General features: G+C 44.8%; 16 protein-coding genes. 4 read left to right on the forward strand and 12 right to left on the reverse strand.

Features of this window, described 5'->3' with window-relative positions; genetic code table 11:
* Positions 1-48 precede the first annotated feature (48 nt).
* The 6 genes from lgt to HMPREF9389_RS01250 all read right to left on the reverse strand — a co-directional run bounded on the left by lgt (position 49) and on the right by HMPREF9389_RS01250 (position 5,568).
* Positions 49-834: a prolipoprotein diacylglyceryl transferase gene (lgt, locus tag HMPREF9389_RS01275; protein WP_002931036.1), complete on the reverse strand. Its 786-nt coding sequence runs from the start codon at positions 832-834 to the stop codon at positions 49-51.
* Entirely contained in the window at positions 827-1,762 is a 936-nt protein-coding gene (gene hprK, locus HMPREF9389_RS01270) for an HPr(Ser) kinase/phosphatase (protein ID WP_002894971.1), read from the reverse strand. Before hprK ends, lgt begins: the two co-directional genes overlap by 8 nt.
* A gap of 138 nt (positions 1,763-1,900) precedes the next feature.
* A complete protein-coding gene (locus HMPREF9389_RS01265) occupies positions 1,901-2,392 on the reverse strand; it encodes an NUDIX hydrolase (RefSeq protein ID WP_002931042.1) in 492 nt (163 codons plus the stop codon).
* Positions 2,393-2,597: 205 nt separating this feature from the next.
* On the reverse strand, positions 2,598-2,873 hold the full coding sequence (locus HMPREF9389_RS01260; RefSeq protein ID WP_032906743.1) for a PspC domain-containing protein: 276 nt from the start codon (positions 2,871-2,873) through the stop codon (positions 2,598-2,600).
* Positions 2,874-3,011: 138 nt separating this feature from the next.
* On the reverse strand, positions 3,012-3,449 hold the full coding sequence (locus HMPREF9389_RS01255; RefSeq protein ID WP_002931047.1) for a SprT family protein: 438 nt from the start codon (positions 3,447-3,449) through the stop codon (positions 3,012-3,014).
* Positions 3,436-5,568, reverse strand: coding sequence for a Tex family protein (locus HMPREF9389_RS01250; RefSeq protein WP_002931050.1), 2,133 nt, complete (start codon positions 5,566-5,568; stop codon positions 3,436-3,438). The genes HMPREF9389_RS01255 and HMPREF9389_RS01250 overlap by 14 nt, the downstream gene beginning before the upstream one ends.
* A 178-nt stretch (positions 5,569-5,746) precedes the next feature.
* Between HMPREF9389_RS01250 and HMPREF9389_RS12170 the strand changes: the two genes are divergently transcribed.
* The 4 genes from HMPREF9389_RS12170 to zwf all read left to right on the forward strand — a co-directional run bounded on the left by HMPREF9389_RS12170 (position 5,747) and on the right by zwf (position 9,237).
* A complete protein-coding gene (locus HMPREF9389_RS12170) occupies positions 5,747-5,884 on the forward strand; it encodes an SPJ_0845 family protein (RefSeq protein WP_002931053.1) in 138 nt (45 codons plus the stop codon).
* Positions 5,881-6,786, forward strand: a complete 906-nt coding sequence (locus HMPREF9389_RS01245) for a permease (protein ID WP_002931054.1) — start codon at positions 5,881-5,883, stop codon at positions 6,784-6,786. The genes HMPREF9389_RS12170 and HMPREF9389_RS01245 overlap by 4 nt, the downstream gene beginning before the upstream one ends.
* Positions 6,783-7,601 carry a TIGR03943 family putative permease subunit gene (locus tag HMPREF9389_RS01240; RefSeq protein ID WP_002914763.1) on the forward strand — a complete coding sequence of 273 codons (819 nt, stop codon included), beginning with the start codon at positions 6,783-6,785 and terminating at the stop codon, positions 7,599-7,601. Before HMPREF9389_RS01245 ends, HMPREF9389_RS01240 begins: the two co-directional genes overlap by 4 nt.
* A gap of 175 nt (positions 7,602-7,776) precedes the next feature.
* On the forward strand, positions 7,777-9,237 hold the full coding sequence (zwf, locus tag HMPREF9389_RS01235) for a glucose-6-phosphate dehydrogenase (RefSeq protein ID WP_002931057.1): 1,461 nt from the start codon (positions 7,777-7,779) through the stop codon (positions 9,235-9,237).
* 50 nt (positions 9,238-9,287) lie between these two features.
* Here zwf and ftsY read toward each other — a convergent pair whose 3' ends face one another.
* The 6 genes from ftsY to HMPREF9389_RS01205 all read right to left on the reverse strand — a co-directional run bounded on the left by ftsY (position 9,288) and on the right by HMPREF9389_RS01205 (position 17,150).
* Positions 9,288-10,826, reverse strand: a complete 1,539-nt coding sequence (gene ftsY, locus HMPREF9389_RS01230) for a signal recognition particle-docking protein FtsY (protein ID WP_002931059.1) — start codon at positions 10,824-10,826, stop codon at positions 9,288-9,290.
* A 3-nt stretch (positions 10,827-10,829) separates the two neighbouring features.
* Positions 10,830-11,648 carry a Cof-type HAD-IIB family hydrolase gene (locus HMPREF9389_RS01225; RefSeq protein WP_002931062.1) on the reverse strand — a complete coding sequence of 273 codons (819 nt, stop codon included), beginning with the start codon at positions 11,646-11,648 and terminating at the stop codon, positions 10,830-10,832.
* Complete coding sequence (locus HMPREF9389_RS01220) at positions 11,648-12,442, reverse strand: Cof-type HAD-IIB family hydrolase (RefSeq protein ID WP_002931063.1); 795 nt, start codon at positions 12,440-12,442, stop codon at positions 11,648-11,650. Before HMPREF9389_RS01220 ends, HMPREF9389_RS01225 begins: the two co-directional genes overlap by 1 nt.
* Position 12,443: 1 nt before the next feature.
* Positions 12,444-15,980: a chromosome segregation protein SMC gene (smc, locus tag HMPREF9389_RS01215; protein ID WP_002931064.1), complete on the reverse strand. Its 3,537-nt coding sequence runs from the start codon at positions 15,978-15,980 to the stop codon at positions 12,444-12,446.
* On the reverse strand, positions 15,971-16,669 hold the full coding sequence (gene rnc, locus HMPREF9389_RS01210; protein WP_002903151.1) for a ribonuclease III: 699 nt from the start codon (positions 16,667-16,669) through the stop codon (positions 15,971-15,973). Before rnc ends, smc begins: the two co-directional genes overlap by 10 nt.
* Positions 16,670-16,790: 121 nt before the next feature.
* The gene (locus HMPREF9389_RS01205) at positions 16,791-17,150 is read right to left on the reverse strand and encodes a YbaN family protein (protein ID WP_002931065.1); all 360 of its coding nucleotides are present in this window, start codon (positions 17,148-17,150) and stop codon (positions 16,791-16,793) included.
* Positions 17,151-17,164: the final 14 nt, after the last annotated feature.

The following is a 17,164-nucleotide window of genomic DNA, read 5'->3' on the forward strand; positions in this document are numbered from 1 at the left end:
CTTTCATTGCAGACATCTCTTACAAGAGTCAGCGGCTCTAAGCATTTCTTATTCTTGATAATAAGGAGCTTGCTTTTTTCTTTGGTAAATGATAATGCCAATTCCGACAAAAATAAGAATCAGCGACAGCCATTGGGAAACACGCAGACCAGCAAACATGAGACTGTCCGTCCGCATACCCTCAATAATCATCCGACCAAATCCATACCAGATTAGATAGAAGGCGGCGATTTCTCCCTGTCTCAGCAACTTAGGCCGACGGCGTAGAACAATAATCACGATAAAACCAAGTAGGTTCCATAGAGATTCATAGAGGAAAGTTGGCTGTCTGTAACTGCCTTCGATATACATATTCTCACGAATAAAGCTTGGTAGGTAGTTCAAACTCTTAACTGCCGCACCATAGGCCTCATGGTTGGCAAAATTTCCCCAGCGTCCAATACTCTGGGCAATCATCACACTTGGTGCTGCGATATCTAGAAAATCAACCGGATGAATCAGCCTTCTCCGACAGAAAAAGTAGAGAACAATGGCACCAGCTATCAGCCCGCCGTAAATGGCAATACCTGCTATTCCGCCATTCCAGAAATCAATGATTTTTATCAGATTCTTACCGTAATAATCCCATTCGAAGGCCACGTAATAAAGCCGGGCACCAACGATAGCTACGGGAAAAGCCACTAGGATAAAATCCAAAATATCATCAGGAATAATCTTCCGACGCGGAGCTTCTTTCATGGCAAGATAAACGGCTAAAACTAAGCCCGTGACAATACAGATGGCATACCAGCGAATACTGATAGGCCCTAGTTGGATAGCTACTGGATCAATCATGTTTCACCTCATTCCGGCTAATTAAATCGGTGAGGCGCTCTTCAAAGATCTTAGTAGCATCATAGCCCATTTGCTTAGCTCGATAGTTCATCGCTGCAGCCTCAATCACGACTGAGATATTGCGACCAGTCTTTACAGGAATCCGAATACGTGGAATTCTAACACCGGCAACCTCCAGCTCCTCTGTATCATTACCTAGACGGTCAAAAGTTTTTTGAGTATCGTAATTCTCCAAATAGACAGCTATCTGAACTTGAGAAGAATCTTTGACTGCACTGGCTCCGTATAAGCTCATGACATCAATGATACCAACACCACGAATTTCTAATAGATGTCGCAAGATTTCAGCCGGCTCTCCCCAAAGGGTCACTTCATCCTTAGCATAGATATCCACTCGATCGTCCGCAACCAAACGATGGCCACGCTTAACCAATTCAAGTCCTGTCTCACTTTTACCAATTCCACTGTCCCCTTGGATGAGAACTCCCATGCCATAGATATCCATCAGGACCCCATGAACACTGGTTCTCTCAGCCAGCCGAGAATCAAGATAACTGGAAATTTCTCCAGACAAGCGGCTAGTAGAGGCTTTGCTTCTAAGAATAGCAACCTGCTTCTCATCAGCCGCATCAATCATTTCTTTAGGAATCTCTAAATTTCGAGCAATGATAACCACCGGCGTCTCAGGCTGGAACATTTTCAGCAGTACTTGATGGCGATTATGAGAGCTCATCTTCATCAGATAAGACCACTCTTTCATCCCAATCAGCTGTATCCGCTCGGGTGTATAAAAATCAAAATATCCAGTCATTTCAAGTCCAGGCCGAGAAATATCTGAAGTTTTAATTTCTTTCTCCAGTAAAACTTTATCTCCGTACTCCTGAGACAGACGAGACATTTTTAAGAGGTCTTTGACCTTTACTGACATTGTCTTCTCCCTTCAAATTTGTCTGCTTCTATTATAGCAAATTTTTACCTCAAAAGAATCTTTAAGATTGATTTTAGGTCGAAAAAATATTTTGATTTAAATCAACTTTTTAGTAAAAATAGAAAAACAGCCATGGTCTTAGTCAAGCAGGCTGTTAAGAATCTTCTTTTGGTTATTAAAACAAGGATGGTTTTCTACAAAATCTGGGACCTCTTTCAGAGGCAACCAGACATGGGCATCTGTTTCGCCTTCCTGATAGCGGACTTGACTCTTATCGCCAGATACAACCACTTCAAAATAGTCGAAATGGCACTGATCTTTGATAGAGCACACCTGCTCCAAAAGTCTGATGCTGTCAGGAACCAAGCCTGTTTCTTCTTCTAATTCACGTAAGGCGGCTGTCAGACTATCCTCTCCAGCCAGCACACTGCCACCTGCTCCGAACTCATAATAGCCAGGATAAAGGCTTTTATTGGCTGATCGCCGCATAAAGAGAATATCACCATCCTGGTGACGAACCAAGACATTAACACATAGATGAAACTGTCCTTCAGGAATTTTTTCTCCTCGAACCAGGAGATGAGGGAGTTGATTTCGATTTAAGTCATAAGCATTCCAAATTTCTGCCATATTTCCTCCTTGGATGAATTACTAATATTTTAGTGGAGTTTTTAAGTGTAAATTTACCTGGTTTTCTAGCCTGCTTCTTTTTGAAAGTTTATCTAAAAGAAGCAAGCAGAAAATTAATCAAGGCATAGAAAAGTCTTACCCCAACATTCCCGACTTCAAGTAAAAAATCGGGAGTGCATCCCGAAATTTTCTATCTTATTAAGAATTACCAAAACCAGCCGTCTTTATCGTCTTTGATAGCTTCCGCTTCTTTTCGTTTGCGTGGGCCAGTTCCGTACATTTCCTCTTCTATGTCTTCTTTATAAGGCATAACCATAGCTAGCAGGATATAGATGAGAATTCCCAAGCCGAAATTGACCACAGTAAAGATAATAAAGAGGAAGCGCACTAGGCTCAGATCAAAATCAAATTTATCAGACAGACCAGACAAGACACCGGAAATCAGTCGATTCTTTTTCAACTTATAGAATTTCACGTTCATGATAGAGACCTCAATGATCATATTTACTTTATTCTACCATATTTCACAGAAAAACAATCGGGCCAAAGGCTGATTATAGTTTAGAAAATTCATTCTTTTAAAAAAGAGAGTTCTTCAATGAACTCTCTTGCTGGTTTATCAAGCGTTCTCCGACAAACGGAGCTTGCCCATACAGCGTCCGCACCGGTATTTTTGAAGATTGACTCTGCGTCTGCGACGGATAAGTGCTCCGCAGCTCAGGCATTCATAGATGAGAAAGGTTTGCAAGTTGGACAAGGATGGAGCGTAGCGTAGACCATCAACTCGCTTGAGCAGGTCTTTAAAATCTCTATCCCCATGGCGGTAACCTTTGCCCTGATAATAGAGGTGATAGTGAGCTAACTCATGGCGCACAATTTTTCGAAAGGTCGCCAGCCCAAAAGTTTCATAGATTTTTGGGTTGAAATCCAGATGACCATCTTTAGGAAAGAAGCGTCCCCCTGTAGTGCGGAGACGCTTGTTCCAATAGGCTTGGTGGCGGAATTCCCAGCCAAAATCTTCAACTGAAACCCGCTTGACGTACTCAGTTAGATTCATTTGGTGCTATCAGAGAGAGGTTGACCTTCTCCCGCTCCACATCCAATTTATCCACCCAGACTGTGACTAAATCACCAACAGATAGGACCTGACTAGGATGCTTGATATAGTCTGTGCTCAGCTTGGAGATATGAATAAGACCATCTTCGTGGATACCGATATCCACAAAGGCTCCGAAATCAACGACATTGCGGACGACCCCTTCCAGCTTTTGACCGATGCGCAGATCCTTGATATCCAAGACATCTTGCCGCAGAACTGGTGCGTCAAAGGAATCTCGCAAATCTCTGCCAGGCTTGAGCAAATCAGCAATAATATCTTTGAGGGTTTCTTCTCCCAATCCTAGCTCTGCAGCCAAACTAGCAGTCTGCACTGCTTTTAATTTGGCTTGGGCTGCTTCATCCAAACTGCTAATTTCAAGACGCTTAAAGAGCTCCTCCACTGCCTTATAAGACTCTGGGTGAACGCCTGTATTGTCTAGCAAGTTATCACTTTCGGGAATACGCAGGAAGCCGGCTGCCTGTTCAAAAGCCTTTGCGCCTAGACGCGGCACTTTCTTGATAGCCTCGCGAGACCGAATCAAGCCTTCCGTTTCCCGGTACTTGACAATATTTTCTGAGATAGTTTTATTAAGACCAGCTACGTGAGCCAGAAGGGCAGGACTAGCGGTGTTGATATTGACCCCGACTTGGTTAACCACGGTATCAACGACAAAGTCCAGACTTTCAGACAGCTTTTTCTGGCTGACATCATGCTGGTACTGACCAACCCCGATAGACTTAGGATCAATCTTAACCAGCTCAGCCAAAGGATCCTGCAGACGGCGGGCAATGGAAATAGCTGAGCGCTTTTCAACAGTCAAATCTGGAAACTCATGACGAGCCAGTTCACTAGCAGAGTAGACAGATGCTCCGCTCTCATTGACGATGACATAGCTGACATTTGGATGAGATTTCAAAACTTCTGCTACAAAGGCTTCGCTTTCTCGGCTGGCCGTTCCATTTCCAATGGCAATGATTTCCACGCCAAACTGCTCAATCAGCTCCGATAACTCTTTCTTAGATGCTTCAATCTGAGCTGGCTTTGCTGGTGGAACGGGATAGATGACATGAGTCGTCAGCATCTTACCTGTTGCATCAACAACAGCTAGCTTGGCTCCTGTCCGAAAGGCTGGGTCAAAGCCCAGTACTACACGACCTTTGAGAGGAGCAATTAGGAGGAGATGACGGAGGTTATCTGAGAAGAGTTGAATCGCCCCATCCTCAGCAGCCTCAGTCAGCTCGGTCCGAATACGGCGCTCCATGGCTGGAATGATTTTCTTTTTAACCGCTTGCTGAACTGCTTCAATAATATAGGCATTTTTCACCTTGAAGCGTACTTCAAAGAAGCGCAGAATTTTCTCAAGATTGTGCTCAAAACCAACCTTGAGAATACCTAGCTTCTCACCACGGTTAAGAGCCAAGGTACGGTAGCCTTGCATGATCGCTACTTTTTCGGAAAAATCATAATAAATCTGGAAGACCTGCTTTTCATCCAAATCCCCGTCTTTGAGACTGGATACGATAGAAGAATTGGTCTGCATCTCATAGTAGGTCCAAGCCCGCAGCTTGGTATCTTCAGAAATTGCTTCAGTCAGAATATCCACTGCTCCAGCTAGAGCTGCTTCTGATGTTGGAAAGGCTTCACTAGTAAGTTTCTCAGCTTCTTCCTTCAGATTAGCCGCATCCTGTAGGATTAAGCGGGCCAAAGGAAAGAGACCTGCTTCACGGGCAATGGTTGCCTTGGTACGGCGCTTCTCCTTGTAAGGCAGATAAATCTCTTCCACATCTGCCAGCTTTTCAGCAGCTTCAATCTCAGAGCGCAGAGCATCCGTAAGTTTTCCCTGCTCCTCAATCTTAGCTAAAACCGTTGCTTTACGCTCTGCCAAAGCAGTCATGCTCTTATCTAGGTCAATGATTGCCTTAATCTCGACCTCATCCAGATTTCCTGTCATTTCCTTACGGTAACGAGCAATAAAAGGAATCGTATTTCCCTCAGCGGTCAGATCTAGGACCTGTGATACTTGGCTTTCTTTAAGGCCCAATTTCTGGGCAATCTTTTCAATATTTATATTTTCCATAACAATCCTATTATATCACAAGTGCTTTGAAAGATAGGCAGTTTTAGAACTATTTAGTACTATTTGTACAAAAAAATTTAGGGTAAATTTTATGTATTGAGTGAGCTATGTTTCAAAATTTCATTTTTTGATAATTGGTAGTATAATAGAATTATTATTTTAGAAATGAGGTGCCTTTATGGCTGTTAAATTTACTAGATCAGATGATTTGGACAAGATGTTCGAGGAGTTTGCGACCCTGCCCAAGATTGAAAAAGTAGAGTTCCCTGGGGAAGACAAGAAAAAATCTAAAAATGAGAAGGATAAGAAAGAATGAGCTTCTTCTCTCAGCTGCCGGCCAGTGTCTTGCAAGCCGGCGCCATCTTTCTCTCCATTATCATTGAAGCCCTGCCTTTTGTCTTGATTGGAAGTATCATTTCTGGCTTTATCGAGGTGTATGTCACGCCGGACAAGGTTTATCGTTTCCTACCCAAGAACAAATGGGCTCGGATTTTCTTTGGGAGCTTGATTGGTTTTGCCTTCCCCTCTTGCGAGTGCGGAATTGTTCCCATTATAAATCGGTTTCTTGAAAAGAAAGTTCCCAGTTACACGGCTGTCCCTTTTCTGGTAACGGCTCCAGTCATCAACCCCATCGTGCTCTTTGCGACCTATTCAGCCTTTGGTAATTCCTTCCGAATGGCTCTGCTTCGTGCTTTAGGTTCTATGGTCGTGGCTATTCTTTTAGGGATTTTTCTGGGCTTCTTTGCAGACAGCAATATTCAAAAAGAAAATCGCAAGGCTGTTCATGAGCATGACTTTTCACATCTCAGCAAAGGACAAAAGCTATTTCAGGTATTTGTGCAGGCCATTGATGAATTTTTCGATACAGGCCGCTATCTGGTCTTTGGCTGTCTCTTCGCCAGCCTGGTCCAGGTCTATGTTCCAACCAGAATCCTGACCTCTATTAGCTCGACACCGGCTGTTGCTATTCTCCTCCTCATGCTGCTGTCCTTCCTGCTCTCACTTTGCAGCGAAGCTGATGCTTTTATCGGGAGCTCCTTGATTGCTAGCTTCGGCTTATCGCCAGTCTTAGCTTTCTTGGTCATTGGGCCTATGCTAGATGTCAAGAATCTTCTGATGATGAAAAACTACTTTAAGACACGCTTTATCTGGCAATTTATCAGCCTAGTTACCGTCGCCGTCTTTCTTTACTCTTGGCTTGTGGGGGTGGTGCTATGATTCGATTTCTAATCTTAGTCGGCTACTTTGAGATCACCATGTATCTGCAGCTGACGGGCAAGCTAAATCAATATATCAATCTCCACTATTCCTATCTGGCCTACTTGTCTATGATTCTGTCTTTTGTCTTGGCAGTTGTGCAGCTTATCATCTGGATGAAGAAGATGGAGGTTCACAGTCATTTAAGCACTCGCTGGGCCAAGTTAGGCAGCGTGCTGCTCCTTGTCATTCCGCTTTTTGTAGGAATTTTCTTTCCAACTGTAACCTTGGATTCGACAACAGTTTCGGCTAAAGGATTTCATTTCCCGCTGGCTGAGGGAACTTCAACTGCTATTCAGCAGGACGAAGGCACAACCAGCCAATACCTGAAGCCCGACACCAGCACCTACTTTACTAAAGGGGCTTACGAAAAAGAAATGCGGGCAGCCGCTAAGAAATATGTTAAGCAAGATACCATTCAGGTCACAACTGAGAACTACATGGAAATCATGGAAGTCATCTATGATTATCCCGACGAGTTTGTGGGTAAGACGCTGGAGTTCACCGGCTTCGTCTACAATGACCCCAGCGACCAGAAAAGTCAGTTTCTCTTTCGCTTCGGTATTATCCATTGTATCGCCGACTCAGGTGTCTATGGCCTCTTGACGACTGGAAATACCCAGCATTTCGAGAATAATACCTGGATTCATGCCAAGGGGAAAATTACCATGCACTACCATAAAAGTCTGGGGCAAAGCCTTCCAACTCTAGAAGTTGAAAGCTTTGATAAGGTAGAAAAACCGGACAACCCTTACGTTTATCGGGTATTTGAATAAAGAAAACGAGGCTGGCACAATCGTGTCTTAGCCTCATTTTTTTTTATTTGAATATGTTTCAAGCAGCGGTCAAATTCTTTCCATTTGTCTCCCTTTTCAGAAACCGAATTTCTGAATACAATCTTTAGAAAAATTGTGATAAAATAGAGACATCATTTAGAAAATAGGTATCAGGATGTCTTCAAAAGTTATTGTAACAATTTTCGGAGCCAGCGGTGACTTGGCCAAAAGAAAACTCTATCCATCCCTCTTCAGGCTCTATAAGTCTGGCAATCTTTCCAAGCATTTTGCAGTTATTGGAACAGCCCGCCGGCCTTGGAGCAAGGAGTATTTTGAGTCTGTCGTCGTCGAGGCAATCGCTGATTTAGCTGACAGCCCAGAGCAAGCCCAAGAGTTTGCCAGCCACTTCTACTATCAAAGTCATGATGTGCAAGATACCGAGCACTACATTGAGCTGCGCAAGCTTCAAAACCGACTCAATGAGCAATACCAAGCCGAGCACAATAAACTCTTCTTTCTGTCCATGGCTCCGCAATTTTTCGGTACCATTGCCAAACACCTCAAGTCTGAAAACATTGTAGATGGCAAAGGATTTGAACGTCTGATTGTCGAAAAACCTTTCGGAACAGACTTAGCAACTGCCAGCCAACTTAATGAAGAACTCTTGGCTGCCTTTAATGAAGAGCAGATTTTCCGTATTGATCATTATCTAGGCAAGGAAATGATTCAGAGCATCTTCGCTATCCGCTTTGCCAATCTTCTCTTTGAAAATATCTGGAATCGTGACTACATTGACAATGTCCAGATTACCTTTGCCGAAAAGCTTGGTGTCGAAGAACGCGGCGGTTACTATGACCAGTCCGGTGCTCTACGGGATATGGTGCAGAATCATACCTTGCAGCTCCTGTCACTCTTAGCTATGGACAAGCCGAAAAGCTTCAGCAAAGAAGACATTCGGGCAGAGAAAATCAAAGTTTTTGAGCGCTTGGTACAGCCCGATAAAGAAGACTTAAAACGCTTCTTTATCCGCGGTCAGTATAAGTCTGGCACAGTCAAAGGCAAGAAATACATCTCCTACCGAAGTGAACCTAATGTCAATCCTGACTCCATGACCGAGACTTTTGCTTCAGGAGCTTTCTTTGTAAATAGCGATCGTTTCCGTGATGTTCCATTTTTCTTCCGAACTGGTAAACGCCTCACTGAAAAAGGCACTCTTGTCAATATTGTCTTTAAGCAGATGGAGTCTATCTTTGGTGAGGAATTAGCACCAAATGTTCTGACCATTCATATCCAGCCGACTGAGGGCTTCTCTCTCAGCATGAATGGCAAAGAGGTTGGCGAGCGCTTCAGCTTAGCTCCTCTCTCTCTGGACTATCGAACAGACGCAACAGCCAGCGGTGCTTCCCCTGATCCTTACGAAAAATTAATCTTTGACGTCCTCAACAATGACTCAACCAACTTCAGCCACTGGGATGAAGTCCGCTCCAGCTGGGAGCTGATTGATCAGATTGAAGAGCTCTGGCATAGCAATGAAGTGCCTCTCCATGAGTATCCTGTCGGTTCTATGGGACCAGATGCTTCCTTTGAACTCCTTAGAGAATTTGGAGCTGACTGGCAGTGGTCTCCAAACAAATAAAATTTAAAAATTGTTCATAAAAAGCCAGTACGTGTACTGGCTTTTTTGTTTTATACCAAGCCTTCAAGCAGGCCTTTCATAAAGTTCTCTGAGTTGAACTCACCGATATCATCAATCTTTTCTCCAAAGCCAATCAGCTTGACCGGAATATCCAATTCCTGACGAATAGCTAACACAACCCCGCCTCGAGCTGTTCCATCAATCTTCGTCAGTACAATTCCTGTGACTGGGGTGATTTTAGAAAATTCCTTGGCCTGAACCAGAGCATTCTGACCAGTTGAAGCATCGAGAGCTAGGAAAGTTTCATGCGGTGCTTCTGGATCCACCCGCTTAATAATACGGCCAATTTTCTCTAGCTCTGCCATGAGGTTGTCCTTATTTTGCAGGCGGCCAGCCGTGTCAATCATAAGAACATCAACCTGCTCTGCCTGAGCACGCTCCATACCGTCATATACCACGCTGGCAGGATCGCTCTTCTCAGGCCCCGTCACTACAGGAACATCTACGCGCCGACCCCATTCAGCCAGCTGAGCTACTGCTCCAGCTCGGAATGTATCTGCTGCTACTAACATGACTTTCTTGCCTTGTTGTTTGTACTTATAGGCTAGTTTGCCGATAGAGGTCGTTTTACCGACTCCGTTGACCCCAACAAAGAGCATGACAGTCAGCCCATTTTGGAAATTGATTTTTTCATTAAAGCGGCCATCTTTCTCATAAATGTCCACCAATTTTTCAATAATCAGCTGGCGCAGAGCAGCTGGTTTTTTAGCATTTTCCAGACGGGCTTCATAGCGTAGTTCCTCAGTCAGACTGGAAGCCACTTGAACTCCTACATCACTAGTGATGAGCAGCTCTTCCAAGTCTTCGAAGAACTCTTCATCTACTGAGCGGAAATTAGCAAAGAAGGCATTGAGCCGTGCTCCAAATCCTGTCCGAGTCTTCTTTAGGCTGCGGTCATATTTTTCCTGAGTGGATTCCTCTTGAGGAAGTTCAGCAGAATCTTCTGTAGCTACTGCTTCTGATTCTTCAGCAACATCAGCTGATTGATCGACCTGTTCAGATTCTGTTAGTGGCCCAGCTTCTGTTTCTAGCTCGAACTCATTAATTGAATCAGTTGTCACCTCGTCATAAGAAGTAGCTTCATGTTCAGTATGAGATAATGCTTCATCTGACAGGTCTGTTTGTTCAACAAGTTCTTCTACCGTTTCGTCACTGCTTTCAGGCTGGTGCTCTTCTAGAGTTTCTTCAGTCTGAGTTGCTCCTTGAGCCACTTCTTGATTTTCTGCAATAGTTTCTCTTTCATGCTCTGGCCCCTTGCTTTCTTCTTGGATAGCTTGAGATGCAAGCTCTTCTGTTACTAACTGCTCTTCAACATCAGCCAAACTATCTTTTGTATCCGAAATTTGGTCATCAAGTGGCTGCTCGTCCTGATAGGACTGAACAGCTTCCGCTTCAAGATTTTCTCCTGCTTCTGGAACAGACGCTGTTTCTTCTTCAAGCTCGCCAATGTTTTCCAATGCTTCCTTGACAACTTCTTCAATCGGCGGTTCTTGTTTTTTTCGGCCGAAAAGGCGGTCAAATAATCCCATCGGCTAATCCTCCTTTAGTACATATTCTTCAATAGCCCAAGCCACTGCATCCTCATCATTGCTCATAGGTGTCACCACATTGGCTGCTTCTTTGACGATGGCTACTGCATTCTGCATGGCCACTCCCAGACCAGCCCACTCAATCATAGACAGATCGTTGGCTTCATCACCACAGGCCATGACCTGACTTCTCTCAATGCCTAAATGGGCAATCAGTTTCTCCAAACCATTGGCCTTATGGACATTTTTAGGGGACCACTCCAGCAGCATTTCTCTAGATTTGAAAATCTCATAGCGCTCAAATAATTCTGGAGAGATTTGTTCAATGGCCGCATCCAGTGGTTCTTGAGCATAAGCGGTGACACACTTATTATAAGTCTGCTGGCTGGACAAATCACTGAAATCAATAGACTCAAAAGTCAGAGCAGGATTGAACTGAGCATAAAGCGAATCTTGATCGGATTGAATCTGATAGACAAGTCCTTCGCAGATAGCATCAAGCGGGATATGGAGCTTGTCCGCCTCCTCATAAATCCGGGCTACATCATCATAAGAAAAGACTGTTTTATCGAGGATTTCTCCAGTGTTGCGCTGAACAAGACCACCATTAAAAGTAATGGTGTACTCATCCTCTCGACCGTCTGTTCCCAGCTCATGCAGGAAAAAGTCCATGGCCTTAAGAGGGCGTCCAGTAGTCAGAACTACCTTAACTCCCTTGGCCTGAGCTGCTTTTAAAGCCGCTAAATTACGCTCAGAAATCTTCTTGTCTGAATTCAGAAGAGTTCCATCCAAGTCCAGAGCTATTAGTTTTATATCTGCCATTATAATCCCTCCATGTAAGTGATAACCGACTGAGCATCATGGTGACCGATGACTTCCTTGGCGACTTCTAAAATCTCAGGGCGAGCATTTTCAGTCGCAATCGGATAGCCAACCACCTGCATCATGTGCAAATCATTGAGATTATCACCAAAGACCATAACCTGAGAAAGATCTATGTCTAGCTTCTTGGCTAGCTCGACAATGGCAACCCCCTTATCCACATGGTCCAGAACGATGTCAATGGACTTGTAGCCAGTTGTCATGGCCTTGACTCCATCGATATTCTCATTGACCCAGGCTTCACCAGCTGCGACTTGGTCCTCAGCAAAATTGGTCGTAAACTTAAAAATATCATCGTCGATATCAGCCAGGCTAGCCACTTTTTGAATGTTTTCATTATAATGAGCACTGAAAGAAAGATAGGTCGGATCCACAGTCTCCAAGACATAGCAGGCACGTTTGCCTGTCAAAAGCAGCTCGTTGACATTGACATAGGGTGATTCCTGCAGCTTGTCAAAAACCTTGAGGTAAAAGTCCCGAGGCATAGTTGCTTCATAGAGATCCTCGCCATGAAATTCCACTAAACTACCGTTTTCAGCAATAAAAATAATCTCATTGCGCACTTCCTCAAACAGCTTTTCCAGCGACAAGAGGCCCCGTCCGCTGGCTACGGCAAAATACATGCCTTTTTCTTTGAAGCGAGCCAAAACTTGCTTGAGGCGATCCATATCAAACTGACCTTTACTGTCTAAAAAGGTGCCATCCATATCCGTTGCTACTAATTTTATACTCATGTTACATACTTTCTAAATCTTTTAACTTGACCGAGACAATCTTGGAAACCCCAGACTCCTGCATGGTAACTCCGTAAATAGAGTCTGCAGCTGACATGGTTCCCTTACGGTGAGTGACCACGATGAACTGGCTGTCCTTGTCAAATCGATTGAGATAATCCCCAAAGCGTTTAACATTGGCTTCGTCCAGCGCTGCTTCCACCTCGTCCAAGATGACAAAAGGAATGGTCTTAACGCGGATGATAGAGAAGAGCAGAGCCAAAGCTGACAAGGCCTTCTCACCACCGCTCATCAGATTAAGCGACTGGATTTTCTTGCCAGGTGGCTGCACGGAGATTTCTACACCAGCCGTCAGCAAGTCTCCCTCCGTCAATATCAGGTCTGCAGAACCACCGCCAAACATCTGACGGAAAGTCACCTTGAAGCTTTCACGAATGGCTTCAAAGGTTGATTTAAAGCGTTCCTTGACTTCGTCATTCATCTCTTCAATCGTCTCTAAGAGCAGATTTTTGGCTGATAGGACATCGTCTCGCTGCTCGTTTAGGAAGTTCAAACGATTGCTGACTTCTTCAAACTGCTCAACTGCTTCCAGATTTACCGGACCTAAAGCTCGAATGGCTTTTTCCAGATCCTTCACCTGGCTTTCAGCAGCTGGTAAACTTTCTAACGGACGAGCCTGGCTGCTCGCTTCTTCGAAGCTCATCTGATAGTCATCTGTCAGATTGCTTGCCAGACGGCGCATGACATCCATGAGCTTATCCTTTTCTGCCTCTGCCTTGGCTTGCCGGCGAATCAATTCTTCATTTTGATGGCGGGCTTGCTCCAAACGACTGGCAATATCGTCAGACTGACCTTCTAAATCTTCAAGCTCAAATTTCAGACGAATCAGTCTTTGATCCAGCTCACTCTTTTCTTGCTTGGCGGTCTCTAATTGACCTTCCAGAATCGTAATATCCACCTTTTGCAAGCTGGACTGCTCCTTTTGCTCCATCAAAAGTTCCAAGGTCGACTGCTCTTTTGCAAGGCTGGCTTTTTCCTTGGACAGACGTTCCAAGTCATTCTTTTCAAAGCGTTGGTTGGAGGTCAGTTCTGTCCGCTGGAGCTTGAGTTCTGCTAGGCGAGAGGAAAGCTTGTCGAAACGAGCCTGAACAGCATCTTTGTTTGACTTAACCTGCTCTATTTCTGCAGTGATGTCCGTTTTTTCTTGCTCAACCTCGGTCAAGCGGGTCTGCAGTCGGTCTTTCTCTTCTGAAATATCCAAAGCAGATTGATCAGCCAACTCCTGTTCTTGTAGATTTTTCAGACTTGTGAGCTCTTCTACGCGCTTGGCTAACTGTTCATAGGCTAGATTAGCCTTTTGCTCAGCCAAGCGAGCCTGCTCACCGTCTGTCTTGATTTGTTCCAATACCTGCTTAGCCTGACTTAGCTGGTTTTGCAGAATTTGCACTGCTTCTTCCTGCTCTTTCAAGCTGACATTTTTCTGCTTAATCTCCTCAAGCAAAGCATCTAGCTCCGGCTTGATAAAGATAGTATTGTTATTGCGGTTGGCACCACCGGCATAGGAACCGCCAGTCCGAAGCTCTGTTCCATCCAAAGTCACCATACGAACCTGATAGCGCACTTGATGAGCCGCTGCTCGGGCATGCTCCACTGTATCAAAAATAGCGGTCGTTCCCAGCAGATTTTGAAAAATACTGTCTAACGATGGGTCATAACTGACTAGAGAAGAGGCTAGTCCCAGAAAACCAGCACTTTTTTCAATCGTAGCACGGTTATGGTCAGGCAGCTGACGCGGCTTGATGGTTGTTAAAGGTAGGAATGTTGCTCGGCCAGCCCGATTTTTCTTCAGAAATTCGATAGCCCGAGTCGCTGCCGCCTCATCTTCCACGATGATATTCTGACTGCTGGCTCCCAGCGCAATTTCCAGCGCTGTCTGATAGTGGGGATCGAAGCTAAGCTTTTCGCTAACAGCTCCAACAATGCCACCTAGACGGCCAGCCTCCTGCAGCACACTCTTAACCCCAGCATAGAAATTGCTGTGATTTTTAAGAATGGCCTCCAAGCTATTGGAACGTGCTTGCTTGTTTTTGAGGTCGTCCAAAAGCTCAAACATCTTAGTCTGCTGATGCTTATAATCAGCCTCTAGCTTCTCTACCAACTGAACCTGACTTTGGTAGTCTGCTAGTAGATTCTTGAGGGCTTGGCGAGCAATTTCTAACTCCTCCAAACCAGCTTGCTCCTGCGCCTGACTAGCCTCCAAATCAGCCTGCAGCTTAGCATAGTCAGCTTTCTTGCTCTCAGCCAATTTAAGCTCACTAGCCAGCTGACTCTCCAGAGAAGTCAAGTCATTAGAAAGATTTGCCTCTTCCTGCATGAGCTTGACATACTGCTCACGCAGATGTTCAATCAGCTGGTCTGGATCATCTGAAAAGTCTACTAATTCTGCTTCCAAAGAAGCGATAGACTGCTCATTGTCACTCAGTTTGGCAGCTATTTGGCTCAATTCAGCCTGCTTGTCTTCTATGTTGCTTTCTATCTGAGCCAGTTTTTCTGACAGAGCAGCCAAGCGTTCTTCATTTTCCCGACGGCTCGTCGCTGCCTGGCTGGACTCCAACTTAGAAAGGTCAATCTGACGCTCCAAATCACTGATTAAGCGGGTCAATTCCAGCAAACTAGCTTGATCATCAGACAAAGTTTGATTGAGCTCATGGCGCTTGGCCTTCAAGGTTTGGTTTTCAACTTCCAGCTCATCGCGCTTGCTGTAGTAGGCTGCCAGCTCCTGCTGGATATTCGTTAAATCTTCTTCAGCCTTGATCAACTTTTCCTTATTAGCTGTCAGCTGAGCGACCAAAACATCCAAGTAAAGCTCTCGGCGCTGGCCATCCAGACTCAAGAAGCGCTTAGCAGTTTCAGCCTGCTTCTCCAAGGGCTTGATCTGGCTCTCCAGCTCGTAGATAATGTCTTCCAGACGGTCCAGATTATCCTGGGTTTGACTAAGCTTGCTTTCCGTTTCCTTACGACGCGTCTTATACTTAAGCACTCCAGCAGCTTCTTCAAAGATTGCCCGACGTTCCTCTGGCTTGCTGTTGAAGATTTCCTCAACCTTCCCTTGGGAAATGATGGAGAAGGAATCTCGTCCCAGCCCTGTATCCATGAAAAGATCATGGACATCACGCAGACGGACTTTTTTACCGTCAATCTTATACTCACTATCACCGCTGCGGTAAATGTGACGCTCCACCCGAATCTCATTGGCAGCATCCTTGATAAATTGGTCGCTGTTATCCAGAACCACTACCACTGATGCGTAATTAAGGGGCTTGCGGGTTTCTGTTCCCGCAAAAATCACATCGGGCATCTTGCCGCCCCGCAGACTTTTCACACTGGACTCTCCCAAGGCCCAGCGCAGGCTCTCTGTAATGTTGGACTTGCCGGAACCGTTTGGCCCAACAACCGCTGTCACTCCCTGATCAAAGACAACTTTAGTCTTATCAGCAAATGACTTGAAGCCCTGAATTTCAATTTCCTTTAAAAACATGAAGAACTTTCCTTTTCAAATGCGTTTTTAGCAGCTTCCTGCTCGGCCAGCTTTTTAGAACGCCCCTGGCCTTGACCGGACTTGCGGCCATTGATAAGAACAGCCACCTCGAAATTTTTGGCATGAGCCGGCCCTGTCTCAGAGACGACCTGATAGGCAATTTCCACATCACCATTAATCTGCAGCAACTCCTGCAGCTTGGTCTTATAGTCCGTCACCCGCTCAAAATCTCCCGCTTCAACCTTGGGAATCATGACTTGATAGAGAAAACTTTTGACTGCTTCCACACCCTTATCTAAGAGCAAGGCACCTAAAAAGGCCTCGAACAAATCACCTAAAATCGTATCACGATTCCGGCCGCCAGACTTCTCCTCTCCGCGTCCCAGCTTGATAAACTGATCAAACTGACAATCTCGGGCAAAGCCTGCCAAGCTCTCCTCCCGAACAATCATGGAACGCAGCTTAGACAGGTCTCCCTCTGGCCTCTTAGGATACTTGGTATACAGATACTCCGAAATAATCAGTTGCAGAACAGCGTCTCCTAAAAATTCCAAGCGTTCATTGTGTGAAATTTTTAAGAGGCGGTGCTCATTGGCATAGCTCGTATGGGTAAAAGCCGTTTCCAACAAGGTCTCATCAGAGAAAACCAAGTCAAACTGCTCCAGCAATGCTTTTTTCAAATTTTCCATTACTATTTTATATCATGCTGGCTTCAGTCAGATAAGCAGCATGATACCTTTTCCTTTCCAAAGATATACAGTCTCTATTATAACAAAAAACAGGCGCAAACGCACCTGCTGACAGTGATTTCTATTCCTTATCCGGAATTACTTTGAACAAATAATAGGTGATAAAAACAGTCAGACCAAACAGTCCAATCTTAACCCAAATAATAGGCGCTAGCAAAATGGAAATGCCCATCAAGATATAGATGGAAACGATGATCTTTTTCTTACGCTCCTTGGCAATCGTTCCTGTCTCTCGAAAATCTGCCACATAGGTCTGATACATCTTTGTATGATAGAGCCAATTTTCAAAACGCTTGGAACTGCGTGAAAAGCAGGCAATGGACAAGAGAAGAAATGGTGTAGTTGGCAGGAGAGGCAGAAAAATCCCCAAAACTCCTAACCCTAAAGATAAGAGACCTACCACAAAGTAAATTGGCCGCATACAAGCTCCTTTGC

The sequence above is a fragment of the Streptococcus sanguinis SK355 genome (genome assembly GCF_000212855.1).
Lineage (GTDB): Bacteria > Bacillota > Bacilli > Lactobacillales > Streptococcaceae > Streptococcus > Streptococcus sanguinis_A.

Bases quoted from the DNA above. Each gene is read 5' to 3' on its own strand.
- lgt (WP_002931036.1), bottom strand. From the start codon at position 834: ATGATTGATCCAGTAGCTATCCAACTAGGGCCTATCAGTATTCGCTGG.
- hprK (WP_002894971.1), bottom strand. From the start codon at position 1,762: ATGTCAGTAAAGGTCAAAGACCTCTTAAAAATGTCTCGTCTGTCTCAG.
- HMPREF9389_RS01265 (WP_002931042.1), bottom strand. From the start codon at position 2,392: ATGGCAGAAATTTGGAATGCTTATGACTTAAATCGAAATCAACTCCCT.
- HMPREF9389_RS01260 (WP_032906743.1), bottom strand. From the start codon at position 2,873: ATGAACGTGAAATTCTATAAGTTGAAAAAGAATCGACTGATTTCCGGT.
- HMPREF9389_RS01255 (WP_002931047.1), bottom strand. From the start codon at position 3,449: ATGAATCTAACTGAGTACGTCAAGCGGGTTTCAGTTGAAGATTTTGGC.
- HMPREF9389_RS01250 (WP_002931050.1), bottom strand. From the start codon at position 5,568: ATGGAAAATATAAATATTGAAAAGATTGCCCAGAAATTGGGCCTTAAA.
- HMPREF9389_RS12170 (WP_002931053.1), top strand. From the start codon at position 5,747: ATGGCTGTTAAATTTACTAGATCAGATGATTTGGACAAGATGTTCGAG.
- HMPREF9389_RS01245 (WP_002931054.1), top strand. From the start codon at position 5,881: ATGAGCTTCTTCTCTCAGCTGCCGGCCAGTGTCTTGCAAGCCGGCGCC.
- HMPREF9389_RS01240 (WP_002914763.1), top strand. From the start codon at position 6,783: ATGATTCGATTTCTAATCTTAGTCGGCTACTTTGAGATCACCATGTAT.
- zwf (WP_002931057.1), top strand. From the start codon at position 7,777: ATGTCTTCAAAAGTTATTGTAACAATTTTCGGAGCCAGCGGTGACTTG.
- ftsY (WP_002931059.1), bottom strand. From the start codon at position 10,826: ATGGGATTATTTGACCGCCTTTTCGGCCGAAAAAAACAAGAACCGCCG.
- HMPREF9389_RS01225 (WP_002931062.1), bottom strand. From the start codon at position 11,648: ATGGCAGATATAAAACTAATAGCTCTGGACTTGGATGGAACTCTTCTG.
- HMPREF9389_RS01220 (WP_002931063.1), bottom strand. From the start codon at position 12,442: ATGAGTATAAAATTAGTAGCAACGGATATGGATGGCACCTTTTTAGAC.
- smc (WP_002931064.1), bottom strand. From the start codon at position 15,980: ATGTTTTTAAAGGAAATTGAAATTCAGGGCTTCAAGTCATTTGCTGAT.
- rnc (WP_002903151.1), bottom strand. From the start codon at position 16,669: ATGGAAAATTTGAAAAAAGCATTGCTGGAGCAGTTTGACTTGGTTTTC.
- HMPREF9389_RS01205 (WP_002931065.1), bottom strand. From the start codon at position 17,150: ATGCGGCCAATTTACTTTGTGGTAGGTCTCTTATCTTTAGGGTTAGGA.